The sequence below is a fragment of the Flavobacterium faecale genome (assembly GCF_003076455.1).
Taxonomy (GTDB): domain Bacteria; phylum Bacteroidota; class Bacteroidia; order Flavobacteriales; family Flavobacteriaceae; genus Flavobacterium; species Flavobacterium faecale.
The window spans coordinates 2,977,528-2,992,480 of sequence record NZ_CP020918.1 but is presented as its reverse complement, the minus strand read 5'-3'; the positions used below and the strand labels follow the sequence as shown (position 1 = coordinate 2,992,480).

Annotated in this window: 11 protein-coding genes; 5 read left to right on the top strand and 6 right to left on the bottom strand. The window is 36.3% G+C overall.

Annotated elements, in window-relative coordinates; genetic code table 11:
• Positions 1–140: 140 nt before the first annotated feature.
• Both FFWV33_RS12770 and FFWV33_RS12765 read right to left on the bottom strand, forming a co-directional pair.
• The gene (locus tag FFWV33_RS12770; RefSeq protein WP_108741264.1) at positions 141–3,056 is read right to left on the bottom strand and encodes an FAD-binding and (Fe-S)-binding domain-containing protein; all 2,916 of its coding nucleotides are present in this window, start codon (positions 3,054–3,056) and stop codon (positions 141–143) included.
• Positions 3,057–3,316: 260 nt separating this feature from the next.
• Complete coding sequence (locus tag FFWV33_RS12765; protein ID WP_108741263.1) at positions 3,317–4,027, bottom strand: hypothetical protein; 711 nt, start codon at positions 4,025–4,027, stop codon at positions 3,317–3,319.
• A 193-nt stretch (positions 4,028–4,220) separates the two neighbouring features.
• Here FFWV33_RS12765 and FFWV33_RS12760 point away from each other — a divergent pair, with 193 nt between their 5' ends.
• Positions 4,221–5,108: a carbon-nitrogen hydrolase gene (locus FFWV33_RS12760; protein ID WP_108741262.1), complete on the top strand. Its 888-nt coding sequence runs from the start codon at positions 4,221–4,223 to the stop codon at positions 5,106–5,108.
• Positions 5,109–5,353: 245 nt separating this feature from the next.
• Here the strand turns inward: FFWV33_RS12760 and FFWV33_RS12755 are convergent, their stop codons facing one another.
• On the bottom strand, positions 5,354–6,871 hold the full coding sequence (locus FFWV33_RS12755) for a choice-of-anchor I family protein (RefSeq protein ID WP_108741261.1): 1,518 nt from the start codon (positions 6,869–6,871) through the stop codon (positions 5,354–5,356).
• 126 nt (positions 6,872–6,997) lie between these two features.
• Positions 6,998–8,125: an acyltransferase family protein gene (locus FFWV33_RS12750; protein WP_108741260.1), complete on the bottom strand. Its 1,128-nt coding sequence runs from the start codon at positions 8,123–8,125 to the stop codon at positions 6,998–7,000.
• A gap of 313 nt (positions 8,126–8,438) precedes the next feature.
• On the opposite strand from FFWV33_RS12750, the gene FFWV33_RS12745 reads away from it, so the two are divergent.
• Positions 8,439–9,479: an agmatine deiminase family protein gene (locus FFWV33_RS12745; RefSeq protein ID WP_108741259.1), complete on the top strand. Its 1,041-nt coding sequence runs from the start codon at positions 8,439–8,441 to the stop codon at positions 9,477–9,479.
• A 69-nt stretch (positions 9,480–9,548) separates the two neighbouring features.
• Here the strand turns inward: FFWV33_RS12745 and FFWV33_RS12740 are convergent, their stop codons facing one another.
• A complete protein-coding gene (locus FFWV33_RS12740) occupies positions 9,549–11,798 on the bottom strand; it encodes a M1 family metallopeptidase (protein ID WP_108741258.1) in 2,250 nt (749 codons plus the stop codon).
• 120 nt (positions 11,799–11,918) lie between these two features.
• Between FFWV33_RS12740 and FFWV33_RS12735 the strand changes: the two genes are divergently transcribed.
• On the top strand, positions 11,919–12,773 hold the full coding sequence (locus FFWV33_RS12735; protein WP_108741257.1) for an aldose 1-epimerase family protein: 855 nt from the start codon (positions 11,919–11,921) through the stop codon (positions 12,771–12,773).
• On the opposite strand, the gene FFWV33_RS12730 is transcribed toward FFWV33_RS12735, so the two are convergent.
• Positions 12,770–12,994, bottom strand: coding sequence for a VF530 family protein (locus FFWV33_RS12730; protein ID WP_108741256.1), 225 nt, complete (start codon positions 12,992–12,994; stop codon positions 12,770–12,772). The genes FFWV33_RS12735 and FFWV33_RS12730 overlap by 4 nt on opposite strands.
• A 69-nt stretch (positions 12,995–13,063) precedes the next feature.
• Here FFWV33_RS12730 and smpB point away from each other — a divergent pair, with 69 nt between their 5' ends.
• Together smpB and FFWV33_RS12720 are read left to right on the top strand one after the other, a co-directional pair.
• Positions 13,064–13,519: an SsrA-binding protein SmpB gene (gene smpB / locus FFWV33_RS12725; RefSeq protein WP_108741255.1), complete on the top strand. Its 456-nt coding sequence runs from the start codon at positions 13,064–13,066 to the stop codon at positions 13,517–13,519.
• A 205-nt stretch (positions 13,520–13,724) separates the two neighbouring features.
• Entirely contained in the window at positions 13,725–14,774 is a 1,050-nt protein-coding gene (locus FFWV33_RS12720; protein ID WP_108741254.1) for a Fic family protein, read from the top strand.
• The last annotated feature ends 179 nt before the right edge of the window (positions 14,775–14,953 follow it).

Below are 14,953 nucleotides of genomic sequence, written 5' to 3'. Positions count from 1 at the left end.
TAGAGATATTCTATTACGAATCATAACCATTTTTATTTGCTGTAATTTGTAATATTGTGTTTTAATCTAAAAAAAATATCTAGCTTCAACTACAATTATTCTCAATCGATGCGTTTTTGAAATTAATATTTGATTTTCGCTTACTTCAAACAACTCCTCAAAATACTCACCGGATGCTGTGCCTTTCTACTCGTTCCATCAAAAATTTGGTGGCGGCAACTGGTTCCGGCGGCAGCGATTTCTGTGGTTTGTGCAGTCGATCGAATTTTTGGAAACAGTGTATCCTCTCCCATTTGCATACTGATATCATAATGCTCTTTTTCGTACCCAAAAGATCCTGCCATTCCGCAACAACCCGAATTGTAAATCGTCACCGTATTATTTTTTGGAATATTTAGCATCACAAAAGTCGCTTCTACGGTGCTCAATGCTTTTTGGTGGCAATGACCATGGATTTTTATCTCTTTAACCTCATCAGAAAATTGTTCCGCTTTTATGTTGCCTTTTGTGATTTCGTTTTTGAAAAATTCTTCGATGGTAAACACATTTTTGGCCAATTTAGCAGCTTTAGGTTTGTCCACCGCCAAACGTAAGTATTCATCCCTAAACGATAGGATTGCCGAAGGTTCGATTCCGATAAGTGGTGCTTGGTCTGTGATTACATCTGAGAATATTTCGATATTAATATTGGCGATTTCTTTGGCTTCTTCCAGAAAGCCTTTCGATAAATAAGCTCTTCCACTTTCTTCATGATTTAGAATCACGACTTCGTATCCTAAAGTGGTCAACAATTCAAACGCATCAATACCTACCGAAACATCATAATAATTGGTAAACTCATCACAAAATAGATATACCTTATTATTGATCAAAGTATCCTGAACCACTGATTGCTTCTGATTTTTGTACCAATCTCTAAAAGTGATTTTAGCCAAATGAGGTACTTCGCGTTTTTGCGCGACACCCATTATACTTTTTACCACAGAAAGATTTGAAACCCAATTCGTAAAAGATGGAAAACCGCTACCCAAATGATTTAGTTTGGCATTGTTGGCAAAAATTCGGGATCGCAACGAGAAGCCATTTGCTTTTTGGTATTGGTATAAAAATTCTGCTTTTAGTGAGGCAATATCAACATTACTCGGGCACTCGCTCGCGCACGCCTTGCAGCTCACACACAAGTCAAATACCTGATACAATTCTTTTTGGTCAAATTTATTCTCCTTATCCGAGTTGGTCAAATAGTCACGTAGGGCGTTGGCACGGGCGCGAGTAGTGTCTCTTTCGTTTCGGGTGGCGCGGTAACTAGGACAAAGTGTCCCTCCTGCCGATGGTAATTTTCGACAATCACCAGAACCGTTACACTTTTCGGCAGCACGTAGGATTCCCATACTATCTGAGAAATCCTGAATCGTTTGTATGTCTGGTTCTACTCTTCCGGGTTCAAAACGCAGGTTTTCGTCCATTTTTAAGGCATTGACTATTTTTCCCATATTCAAAACAGAATATGGATCGAATGCCAATTTGATGCGTTTAAGCAGTTCATAGTTTTGCTCCCCGATCATAAACGGCAAAAACTCACCACGTACAATTCCGTCACCGTGTTCACCACTCAAGGAACCTCTGTATTTCTTAACCAAATGGGCTACTTCGGTAGCTATATTTCGAAACTGAAAAATTCCTTCCTTTGTTTTTAAATTTAAAACTGGGCGCAAATGAATCTCTCCTGCTCCTGCATGTGCATAATAAATCGCGCTTTGTCCGTGACGTGCCATCATGGCTGAGAAATCGGCAATGTAGTTAGGCAAGTCACTTAATTCAACAGCAGTATCTTCAATAGAATCTGCCGCTTTATTATCGCCCACAATGCTACCCAAAAGTCCGAGGCCCGCTTTGCGCAGTTCGTTTATTTTGTCAATATCGGTGCCGTATATTTTTGGCAAGGCATAACCGAAGTTGTTTTTCTCCAAATCAGCTACCAAATCATCGGCTTGCTTTTGGGCATCTTCCATGCTTTCATACGAACCTACTTCGAGCATCATAACCGCTTTGGGTTCACCTACAATAAAAAATCTATTTTTGGCTTGTTCTCTATTCGTTTTAGTACAATCAAGAATGGTGTCGTCCATCATTTCGCAAGTGTACAAATGATGTTTCATAGCAATCAAAACCGACTCTAAACTCTCTTGAATGGTGTGAAAATGTGCTACTACCATTACGTTATGACTTGGCGGTAAAATATCTACTTTCAAGGTTACTTCGGTAGTGAAGCCTAATGTTCCTTCGCTTCCGCACAATAGTTTTCCAACGTTGATAGTTGGCTCTTTACCTCCAAACAAATCTGATTTTAGTAAAATATCTACCGCATAACCGGTATTTCTACGATGAATTTCAGGCTTCGGAAATTCTCTCTTGATTTCTTCTTGCGTAGCCTGAACAGATAATTCGTCGTATAATTTTTTATAAATTTGATTTTCTAAACTGTCTCCTATGGTTTTTTGGATAAATTCAGCAGAAGTGATTTCGCTAAAGCTCACTTTCGAACCATCACTCAACACTGTTTTAATTTCGACAATCTTATCACGAGTAACCCCGTAGCGAATTGAAGTCGTCCCAGAAGAATTATTTCCAACCATGCCACCAATCATACATCGATTAGAGGTTGAAGTATTCGGACCAAAAAACAATCCGTATGGTTTCAAAAATATGTTGAGTTCGTCACGTATTACTCCTGGTTGTACAGTAACGGTCTTTTTTTCTTTATCGAAAGAGACTATTTTAGTAAAATACTTGGATACATCAACTATGATTCCGTTTCCAACAGTTTGCCCTGCCAATGAGGTTCCTGCGGTTCTGGGTGTGATCGAAAGTTTGTTCTCTCGTGCAAACTGAACCACTTTTACAATATCTTCTACCGATTTGGGTAAAGCAACTGCCTCGGGAGTTAATTTGTATGCCGAAGCATCGGTTGAATACAATATTTTATGAAGTTCGTCGTACAGTAATGTTCCTTCTAATTGTTTTGATAAAGAATCAAATTTGGATTGCAAAGACATGAAAAATCGTGTTTAATGAGAAAAACAAAGATAAAGATAATAGTGCGCTAAAATTCATCACAAACAAAAGTTTCCCTTATAATTAAAAGTTAAAATCAATCTACCTTTCGAAACAATTTCGAAAAAGAAAACCACAAACTAGAACTACTACTGCAACATACTTTGCAGCGTAGCTATAATTTCTGGTTTATAATTTAATAACCGAATTCAGTATTAAATATTAATTTAGAAGCCTTTAAAAAAAGAATAAAATATCGAGACTACAATTTTGTAAAAATAGCATTGTCAAAATCTGACTTCACAACTACATTCTTTGGTCCGCCTGCCCCTTTTGATCGGTTGTAGGATAATAAAATGTTACCTACTTTTTGGTAGTTATCCCAAGCTAGAGTGAATTTTGGTTCGGCATCGTCAAAACCTTTAAAATACGACCATTGTTTAATCAAGTGTTCCTTTTGATCCATATACACCCAGTATTTGTTCTCTGGAGTAACTCCTACAGCGTTAAAGGTCATTTGCAAAACATCAGCAGTAGCTCCGTCTGGCAATTGCTCCGTTTTAACATAAGACAAAGACACTCCAGGATCTTCGAGTTTCCAAGGCATAACCAACCAATAGGAATCATTAATCCACCAATTTTTGGCTTGATTTAATAATTTAGCCACTTTTTTGTCCTCTTCGACTAAGCTTCCGTTTTCAAAGACTTTCCCTTTCAAACTATTAATATTGACCAAAATCACTTGATTGGCTTCAGGATTTTCTACCCGAACATCACCCGTCCATTTATTCCAATAGAGTTTTCGTTTTCCAAAATCCCATTCGATATATTTTACATTGTTATAATTAGCAGTTCCACCCATGGCTACTTCTTGCTCTTTCACAAGCGTCTTTACATCCGGTTGTGCGTGTAGCGGTACAGTAGCAATAAAGGTCATAAATAGTACAAAAAGCAAAGAGTTCATTCGGCTCATAATTTTTCGATTTTAGGTATAAACAGTTGCAAAAATACGTGCTTCTGTAGTCAAATAGGCAGTCGTATGGTTTAATTTACACAACATTTTGTTAAACTTGACAAGCTATACCATCGACTAACTCTTAAAATTTTGTTTTAGTCTTTTTCTACTCCTTATAAAATTCTTATTTTTGCAGTCTAATATTGAAAACATGCCAAACAAAAAATATAAAATTGCCGTTATTCAGCTAAATCTTAATGACGTAGCCGAAAACAATCTAAAAAAATGTATCAGCTGGGTACGTGATGCCGCTAGTCAAGGTGCCGAAGTTATTTCGTTACCCGAATTATACAGCAGTCACTACTTTTGTCAAAGTGAAGATGTAGATAATTTTTCTATTGCAGAGCCTTTATATAGCACCTCTTTTATTGCTTTTAGCGCATTGGCAAAAGAATTGGGTGTGGTAATTATCGTTCCTTTTTTCGAAAAAAGAATGGCCGGAATCTACCACAACAGTGCCTACATTATTGATACAGATGGTAGCGAAGCTGGTTTGTACCGAAAAATGCACATTCCAGACGATCCACATTTCTACGAAAAATTCTATTTCACACCTGGAGATTTAGGCTTCAAAACGATTCCGACTCAAAAAGGTAAAATCGGAACCCTAATTTGTTGGGACCAATGGTACCCAGAAGCTGCTCGTTTGACAGCGCTTCAAGGTGCCGAAGTATTGTTCTACCCTACCGCAATTGGATGGCATCCTGGAGAAAAAGAGCAGTACGGTGAAAACCAATACGGCGCTTGGATGAATGTAATGAAGGGACATGCCGTAGCCAACGGTGTATATGTTGCCGCTGCCAACCGTATCGGCCTCGAGCAATATATTGAAGGTACTGCCGGAATCGAGTTTTGGGGAGCCTCATTTATCGCAGGACCTCAAGGCGAAATCTTAGCTCAAGCATCTCACGATAAAGAAGAGATTTTGATTGCCGAAGTTGATTTGGATCTACAAGAAAACGTTCGTCAAAACTGGCCATTTTTCAGAGACAGACGCATCGATGCCTTTGGAGACATCACCAAAAGAGCAATTGATTAAAACAACACTATTCTAAATAAAAAAAAGACTAAAACAGCAACGTTTTAGTCCTTTTTGCATTCTATTACACTTATTTTGGGCGTGCCAGCAGTATAAAAAGGGGCTGAAAATGCATAGCGCTTATGAGCCCCTTTCTATACTACTGTCGGGTCATCCGCGCTACTTCGGTAGCTAGCTTCTACCCCTCACGCAAACCATGCCTTCCTTCCAAAATCTACTTTCTATAAAGAAATTTGGATAAATAATTATTTCAAATTTGGTTGAAAAATTTTCACTTGCCCGTCCCCTTCACTGCTTACCACCAATAAGCTTCTCTTAGTCGGACTCTTACTTGCCGGAATAAACAATAATCCTTCGGGTGCATCTCCTGTTTTAATAGTTTGCAAATATACGGGTGCGCTTGGGTTTGTTACATCGTAGATCACTACAGCATCGGCTCTTTCTAACCCTACAAACAAGATATTTTTACTTCCCATTTTGGCTACTACAACCGATTCTGGCTCTGATCCTTTATCATCACTACGACCATCATCATAAATATTCAAATCATTGGCACGTTTGTCCAAATCATTTTTACTATCAAAAACCAAACTCCCTGTGCTGCCGTTCCAAATCGTGAAAGAACGTCCTCCGTAACAAAATAATTCGTCCAAGTCACCATCTTTGTCTGTATCTCCCATGTTCGAAATAATATTCAAACGTCCCATTTTTGCATCTGCTTGCAAAGCCGCAGCATCAGGAAAAGCAGTTGGGTCCAATTTGGCCGATTTTATTCTAATAATATCTGTATTGGCTTTGTATTCTCTAGCATCACCTTCGTTTGCAGTAATAAAATAGCTAACACCATTTACATTGTAACTTGCAATCGCATCAGGCATATACAATCCTTTTACTTTCCATGGACTAAAAACGATAGAACCATCTTTGTCACTAATGTCGATTCCGTTTGCAACGGTATTAAAATCTTTATATCCCAAAGGAAAAATTCCAGCGATTGTCTTCGTAGCCAAATCTACTTTTGCAACACCATTGTTCTCTTGCAAGGTTACCCAAGCCGTTTTTGAATCTTCAGATATGGTAACATATTCCGGTTCGATATCTGCTGCAAAATTGTTAGTAGGATGTGATATTCTAAAACCTCCCGCTTTCAAACTTGTCGCTTGTGAACTAAGGCTTGTAAAATCTAAAGTGGTTACTGTATAATTACTAGCAATATCAATAATCGAAATACTTCCGTTTGGATCTTTGGAGTAATCATCATTTGGTTCTCCTTCGTTAGCACTCATAATATATTTCCCGTCAGGAGAAAAAGTAACCATATCTGGCAAAGCGCCAACTGTGATTTCTTTAATCAAACTATAATCAGATGTTTTAAAAACAACTACTTTTCCGTTGGCCTGCTTGTCAATTGTAGATTCTAGTGCCACAGCTAGTGTACCATCGTGCGTAGCTACGCTATTAGAAGCACCGTTATAAGGAGCCAAATTAATAACAGCAACTTTCTTTGGACTCGCTGGATTGGATAAATCAACTACATCAATTTGGTTGGTAGCGCTATTGTTTACCGTAAACAATCTTTTGGTCGTTTCGTCATAAGCACTTATTTCTGCTGCTCCTTCTCCACCAATTGCGATAGTACCAATCTCTGCAAAAGTTGCTGCATCTTCATTTACTACCGATTCTACATTGTTGTCTATAGTGTCTTTTTCGCAACCGACCGCCATAAATAAAGCGGCTAATAATGTAATTTTCAAATTTTTCATGCTTCCTTCTTTTTTGTTTTCCGCAAAAATAGAAGTGCAATCGTGAGTTTTGATTAAGACATTATTATAAAATCTTTAAGTTGGGAACGAGCATGTTACCTTAGTGTAAATTTCGTTCAAAAAAACTTAGTTCATAACAGTATCCTCTGCAGGAAAAAATCGCTTTAAATATTTTGAATTCACAATTTTAACTTCGCAGTAATTAAGTACAAGGGTCTTCAAAGGATAGAAAAACACTCTTATAATTTTAATTTGTCGTACCAATTTGTAAATCAAACAACACATAGCTAAATTAAGAACCACCAAAGAGGTATGCAATATTGGATTGTAAGTCTCCATGTCAAAGAAATGTGTAAAGATCTGAAGTATAAAGATATGGTATGCCAAGATAAAGAAACTAGCTTTGGAACAATATACCAAAGCAGCCGACAAAACAGGCACTTTCTCGATAAAACGGCACACAAACAGCAAGGTAAATATACCTAATAAGGAGAGTACCAAAGTATAATGATAGTTAAAAAGAAGTCCTGATAAATCTAAACTTGTACTCAAATTTAATTTTGGATACACAAACAGAGCCGCCAAAAATAGAATAGGAAAAACAACGGTCTTATTACTGTAGAAAAATTTTGTCCCGTTGAAATATCTTGTGCTTAACTGCTTAAATCCGTATCCTAGCGATAGGTACAAGAAAAAGGAAGGAATATATTCTGTCCAATAAAATTTGATTTTTAATGTATCCAATAGAATTACTCCCATAAAGAAAACAACTAGGAAAATATAATTTAGTGGCTTTTTTAATCTTCTTATTTCCAAAAACCCTTTTAATGACAATTGGCCTAAAAATAATGCTCCAATAAACCAAAATGATACATTAATTACATCAAAACTACCGTGATAAAAGGAACGAAGCAGATTAGTCGGGTAACCAATAGCGCCTCTTAGCGTAACTACATCGGCTGTAAAGACATAAAAAATAATTTCTAAAATGGTCAAACTTAACACAAAACTAAGCAAGGGCTTAAGTAGTCCGTCTATTTTACTTTCTAGAAAGGGTCTAAAACGCAAACGGTCACTCAAAAGATATCCAGATATAAAAACAAAGGATGGCATTTTGAAGACCATCACCGCATCCTGAAAAGCAGATAAATAAGGATATAATGATACAAAACTGAACCTACTAATAATCATTAAAATAATACTGATCCCTTTTGCTATGTCAAATATCTGAATCCTCTTTACGTCTTGATGCATGAGTTTTTAATTAATTGTTGCCGAAAAATGTAGGGGATTTAAAAAAAAAACAAAACCTATAACAATAGTAATCAGCACTATATACTAGGTTTCAATTTAATAGTAGGGTCAACAAATATAAATCATTTTTAGTATTGAAATCGCTGATTGCCAACTATTTTTGAATTAAAAAAATGTTAAATTCTAATTGTATCCATAAAAGAGAAAAGAGTATCACATAAAAAGTAACCTTTTATTCTATATTTTGCACAGCTTGGATTCAAAAAATAAGTTTTCGATTGTTTACCTTTGCAACGTTTAATAGAAATTGATTATGACTGATACTAAAAGACGTTTTCCTGCTGAATGGGAAAAACAAGACGGAATTTTACTTTGTTTTCCACATAATGGAAATGATTGGCCAGGGAAATACGAAGCAATACAATGGGCTTTTGTAGAATTTATTAAAAAAGTAGCTGCGGTTGAAAAAGTATTTTTGGTTGTAGCCGATGAGAAATTAAAAATAAAAGTAGCGGATATGCTAGAGCGCGCTCGCGTAAACCTAACACAAGTATCCTACATCATACACAAGACCAACCGCAGTTGGATGCGCGACTCTGGACCTATTGTAGTGTATAACGATGGTAAAAGAGAAGGATTAAATTTCAACTTTAACGGATGGGCAAAATATAAAAATTACCAACTAGACCGAAATGTTCCTCAAAAAGTAACTGATTTTCTAAACATACCTGTAACGCAGGTCATGTACAAAGGAAAGCCCGTAATTGTAGAAGGTGGCGCAATTGATGTAAATGGTCGCGGTACTTTAATCACATCCGAAGAGTGCTTGATGCATCCGACTATTCAAGTTCGTAACGCTGGATTCACAAAAGAAGATTACGAAGCCGTTTTCAAAGAATACCTTGGAGTTACCAATGTCATTTGGTTAGGCGATGGTGTTGAAGGTGACGATACCCACGGACATGTAGATGATTTAGCCCGTTTTATAAACGAAGATACCATTGTAACTATTGTAGAATTAGACCCAAATGATGCCAATTACAAACCTTTGCAAGAAAACTTGAAGCGTTTGCAAAATGCAAAATTAGAAAATGGTCAATCTCCAGTTATTGTAACTTTACCAATGCCTAAACGTTTGGATTTTGAAGATTTGCGTTTACCTGCAAGCTATGCTAACTTTTTGATTTTGAACAAATGTGTTTTGGTGCCAACCTTCAACGATCCTAACGATCGCAAAGCACTAAACATCTTAGCAGAATGTTTCCCTGATCGCGAAATCATTGGCATTAGTGCAATTGATTTGATTTGGGGTTTTGGTACATTACACTGTCTAAGCCAACAAATCCCTGCATAAAGAACTTATATAAACAAAAAAATACCAGCTCGCGCTGGTATTTTTTTGTTTTATACAGAAATAATATCTCTATTTGTTTCTAGTAAAAGGTATTGATTGACCGTTTTGCATCATCATATCAAAACCTGATAAATCTTCTTTGTATTGAAATTTAACGCCAGCAGATTTTGATTCGAATAAATTTTTACCGACTGATTCCACACTAAATTCAGGATATCCTTCGATATGAAATGTTAATTCGTTCGACTTCTCAGTCATTTCAATTTTCCAAGGCGACTTTGGGTTTGAGAATGATCCTAAATATCCATCTAGAATTATATCTTTTACAATTTCTCCACTCCCTGCAGTCCAAACATTGTTTGCAACATTATAATCTGGAAATACGTGATCTGGATCAAGTGTAATAGTTTCTATTTCTTCATTAATGTTAGGTTCAAAACTCCATTCTTTATTTTTTTGCCAAACTTCAACAGGTAGTTTTACACGTGATATTTTACCTGATTTGGTTTTGAACTCCATAATAACTGGTAAAACCATTTTGTCAAGATTCGAAATCGTTACAACAGCTCCTTTCGAAGGATCGTTTTTGATATACTTAACCGAATTTACAGCTTGGTCAAAACGCCAGTTATTTACAAACCAGGCTCTCCAAAACCACGCAAGATCTTCACCAGCTACATTTTCCATAGTTCTGAAAAAGTCATTTGGTGTAGGATGTTTAAAAGCCCATCGGTTGATGTACGTTCTAAAAGCATAATCAAAACGCTCTTCTCCCAATATTTGCTCTCTCAAAACTACCAAAGCTGAACTCGGTTTGGCATACAGTAATATTCCGATATTGTTTTCCTTCATATTATCAGGTGAACTCATAACAGGCTCTAGAGTGCCTCCTGTATAGTAATTTGCTCTTTGCTGCAAATCTTCAGGACCATCTTTGTATTCTCCTTTGTTGAAATCAATATCGCTCAACGAGTTGATAAAGGTATTCAAGCCTTCGTCCATCCATCCAAAAAGACGCTCATTGGAGCCCACAATCATCGGGAACCAAGTGTGTCCAAATTCATGATCTGTAACTCCCCATAAACTTTTCCCTTTCGATTGGTATTTACAAAAAACAATTCCAGGATATTCCATTCCGCCTTCATTTCCAGCCACATTAATCGCAGCAGGGTAAGGATACTCAAACCATCTTTTAGAATAATTTTCAATAGAGGCTTTGGTGTATTCTGTAGATCGTCCCCACGCTAAATCTCCAGCACTTTCAGTTGGATAAGTAGACATAGCTAACGATTTTTTGCCACTTGGCAAGTTTATCTTTGCCGCATCAACAATAAAAGCTGTTGAAGAAGCCCAAGACACATCACGAGAATTTTTGATGGCAAAGTGCCACGTTTTTGTCGTTGTAGTTTCAACTTTGGCATTTGCTTCAACCTCTTCAGCCGTACGGATAAAAACCGTTTTATCACTTGCTTTAGCTTGTGCTAATCTGGTTTGTTCAGTTGCAGAATAAACACTCTTTGCGTTCAACAACTCACCTGAACAAACTACAAAATGATTGGAGGGAGCAGTAATTGAAACGTCAAAATCACCGTATTCTAAATAAAATTCCGATGCTCCTAAATAAGGGTTCGTGTTCCAACCGCGTACATCATCATATACACACATACGTGGGTACCATTGCGCAATTGTAAATATTTTTCCGTTTTTGGTTTCTAATACTCCTGTTCGGTCTGAACCTTCGTCTGGACAGATGTATGAGAAATCTATTTTTAATTTTACTGCTCCACCTTTCGCACTTAATTCTGATGGCAGAAAAACTTGCATACGCGTATCGGTAATCAAAAACTTCACTTCTGTTTCTGTTAGTTTACCTTTTGAACTCGTGATTGCTTTTACCGACTTGATTTTGTGTCCTCCATCAAAAACTTGCCCATGAGATCCATTTCTACTTCCACTAAGTGGTACTAAAGCCTCTCCTCTTGAGTCGGATTTGAATAAATTTTGATCCAAATGCAACCACAAAAAACCTAATTTGTCTGGGCTATTGTTGGTGTAATTAATAACGGCTGTCGCTGTAATTTCGCTTTTTTTGTCATCTAATTTAGCCGATATTTGATAGTCTGCTCGGTTTTGCCAATACGTAATTCCTGGCTGACCACTAGCTGATCGAAACATAGTTCCTTGACTGCTGTAAAAATTGGAAGAAAACGCTTCGTTATAATTGAAATTTGAAGGTGCATCTGGTGCCTGCTGACTCCATGATGTTGAACTGGCTAGCAATAATGCTGCATAAAAAAGACCCGAACATTTACTTATCATACTTTTATATTTAAATAACAAATTAATGAAAAAAAAACGAACAGATAGCTTATATTTGATACGAAAGAAGTGAATTTAACCTTATTTCTTAAATTTTTCGTAATAATTAATAGTCTACTCTTGAAAACAACACTAGAAAACGCAAATTTAACGGTTCAAATTAAGTCTATGGGTGCCGAGTTGGTCTCTATTAAAGACATAAATAACAAAGAATACATCTGGGAAGGCAACCCTGACTTTTGGGGCAAACATTCACCTGTACTTTTTCCAATTGTAGGCGCTCTTAAAAACGATAGTTATTTGTGTAACGGCAAGGAGTACAAAATGTCACGACATGGTTTTGCACGTGAAATGGAATTTAAGCTCATCGAAAAAACGAACAAAAAAGCAGTATTTTCTATTGAATCGAATGCTACTACGCTTGAAAAATATCCTTTTGCTTTTGAATTGCAAATTATATATACCTTAGAAGTTAAAAATCTCCATGTTGGTTATAAAGTAATGAACCATAATGATTTTGAAATGCCCTTCTCTATTGGCGCACATCCTGCCTTTGCCTTACCAAACAAATTTGAGGAATATTCATTGCAATTTAGCGATCAAGAATCCCTTGCATATCATTTACTCGAAGACAATTTAATAGCAGATAGCACCAAAGAGCTTCCATTAGACAACAAAAATAGTGTCGCATTGCAATATTCATTATTCGAAAATGATGCGCTTATTTTTAAAACAATAGGTTCGAAAACATTGAGTATAATCGAAAACAATACTGCATTCTTGCGCGTTCAGTACAACGATTTTCCTAGCTTAGGAATCTGGACGATGGTTAACGCACCATTTTTATGCATTGAACCGTGGTTAGGTTATGCTGATACGATAGACACGAACGGAAATATTTTCGAAAAAGAAGGCATTTTAAAATTGGCTGCCAACGAAACTTTTGCATCGCAATATACTATTGAAATCGTTTAAAACTTAGGTAACGTCTTAATATACAACTCCTCTACTTTTTTTCGTGCCCAATCTGTTTTTCGTAAAAAAGTAAGTGATGATTTGACTGACGGATTGCTTTTGAAGCATTTTATGTTAATTAATTCTGCCAAAGTATCAAATCCATAATAGGATTCAAGTTGTTCGACAATGATTTTTAGCGTGATTCCGTGCATCGGATCTTTTGAAGGCTGATTTTCCATTTGACAAATTTATGCAATTTCGTTAAAAAGTTGTGGACTTATATTAAATGTTCCTACATTTGCAAACCTATGCTAAAAACAGTTAACATCCTTAATAAACGTGCTCGATTTGATTATGAGATAATCGAAAAGTATTCTGCTGGAATCGTACTAGCAGGTACAGAGATCAAATCCATCCGTTTAGGAAAAGCCAATATCACCGAAAGTTTTTGCGAATTTACTGGTACAGAGCTTTTTGCAATCAATACTTATATTGAAGAATACACCTTTGGAAACCAATTTAATCACAAAGCACGTAGTGAGAGAAAACTTCTGCTCAAGAAAAAAGAATTAAAAACCCTTGCTCGCGCTGTACAATCTAAAGGACTTACCGTTGTGCCTTTAAAATTGTATACCAACGATAAAGGATTGGCTAAACTAGAAATTGGTCTTTGTAGAGGAAAGAAAACCTACGACAAAAGAGAATCTCTCAAAGAACAAGATACCAAACGAGATTTGGATAGAATTAAAAAAATACATAAATAGGGAAATATTCTGCCCGCTTATTTAGTTGCCAAGAGACTGAGTTACTAAGTTTTTTGGGTCAGGATTGAATTGTTAATAATTTTAGCACATAATGCTATGTACACTACAAAATAGATTTAAATTAGAGCATTATTGAATTATAATTGAATAATGCTTTTTTTATATTAAGAAATATGACTATTTTTGTCATGACAAAAATATAGTTATGAAGTATTTATTAAAAACAGCTCGGGAATCTAAGGCCTTAAAAACTAGAGAGCTTGCACAATTATTGGGCATCGATCAAGCCTTGATTAGTAAATTTGAAAGTGGCACGCGCAAACCAACCAAAGAACAAATTTTAAAATTGGCTACCGCACTAGACATTAACTACGAAACCTTGATGGTGGCTTGGCTCAAAGAAAAAATTCTTTATGAAATTGGTGATGATGCCTTAGCTCTTAAAGCATTAAAAGAAGCTGAAGAAGAAATAAAATATAATAGAAGTGTTACCAACAATATCATTTCAAATGCACTCCAATCGGTGCTGGATCAAATTGATGTTTTAAAAATAAAATTAGACCAATTTAGACAATTTGATAGTTTCAGGATTGCACAAGCACTCGAGCTTGAATACACCTTTGAGAGTAATCGTATCGAGGGCAACACACTCACCTTACGCGAGACCGACTTGGTTATCAACGAAGGTCTGACTATCTCTGGAAAAAGCATGAGAGAACATCTTGAGGCCATTAACCATCAAGAAGCGATTGCTTACATTAAACATTTGATGGAGAAAAACACCACTTTGAATGAAAGAGAAGTTTTGTCAATCCATAATTTGATTCTGAGAGGAATTAATCCCGATGATGCAGGTCGATACAGAAAAGTACAAGTTATGATAAAAGGTAGTACTTATATGCCACCACAACCGTACATGGTTTCAAAAGAGATGGAGGATTTTTATATTTGGTATGAAACCCACAAAAATAACTTGCACCCCGTAGTTTTGGCTGCCGAAATGCACGAACGACTGGTTACTATCCATCCGTTTATTGATGGGAACGGCAGGACCTCTCGATTAGTGATGAACTTAATTTTGCTACAACATGGTTATGTCATTGCCAATATAAAAGGAGATTATGATTCAAGAATGCAGTATTACCAATCTCTTGAGACGGCACAAACCCAAAATAACAAGGAAGACTTTTTGTTGTTTATTGCACAGATAGAAAAACAATCCCTGGAACGCTACATTGGGATTATAGGACAATAAAAAAAGCCATTCGATGATGCTCGAATGGCTTTCTGGATTTTGAATTTTAGGACTTAATTGTTTTAGTAAAATAATAAACGCGGAAAACAAATTCGCAAAAGCGAAAAGGTGCATACTAATAATTTTATATTTTTCAATCAATTCAGTCGCACTAAAACAGTGTATGAAAAATTGGAAAT

Excerpts from the sequence above, each read along its gene's own strand:
- FFWV33_RS12770 (WP_108741264.1), bottom strand. The coding sequence starts at position 3,056 with ATGTCTTTGCAATCCAAATTTGATTCTTTATCAAAACAATTAGAAGGA.
- FFWV33_RS12765 (WP_108741263.1), bottom strand. The coding sequence starts at position 4,027 with ATGAGCCGAATGAACTCTTTGCTTTTTGTACTATTTATGACCTTTATT.
- FFWV33_RS12760 (WP_108741262.1), top strand. The coding sequence starts at position 4,221 with ATGCCAAACAAAAAATATAAAATTGCCGTTATTCAGCTAAATCTTAAT.
- FFWV33_RS12755 (WP_108741261.1), bottom strand. The coding sequence starts at position 6,871 with ATGAAAAATTTGAAAATTACATTATTAGCCGCTTTATTTATGGCGGTC.
- FFWV33_RS12750 (WP_108741260.1), bottom strand. The coding sequence starts at position 8,125 with ATGCATCAAGACGTAAAGAGGATTCAGATATTTGACATAGCAAAAGGG.
- FFWV33_RS12745 (WP_108741259.1), top strand. The coding sequence starts at position 8,439 with ATGACTGATACTAAAAGACGTTTTCCTGCTGAATGGGAAAAACAAGAC.
- FFWV33_RS12740 (WP_108741258.1), bottom strand. The coding sequence starts at position 11,798 with ATGATAAGTAAATGTTCGGGTCTTTTTTATGCAGCATTATTGCTAGCC.
- FFWV33_RS12730 (WP_108741256.1), bottom strand. The coding sequence starts at position 12,994 with ATGGAAAATCAGCCTTCAAAAGATCCGATGCACGGAATCACGCTAAAA.
- smpB (WP_108741255.1), top strand. The coding sequence starts at position 13,064 with ATGCTAAAAACAGTTAACATCCTTAATAAACGTGCTCGATTTGATTAT.
- FFWV33_RS12720 (WP_108741254.1), top strand. The coding sequence starts at position 13,725 with ATGAAGTATTTATTAAAAACAGCTCGGGAATCTAAGGCCTTAAAAACT.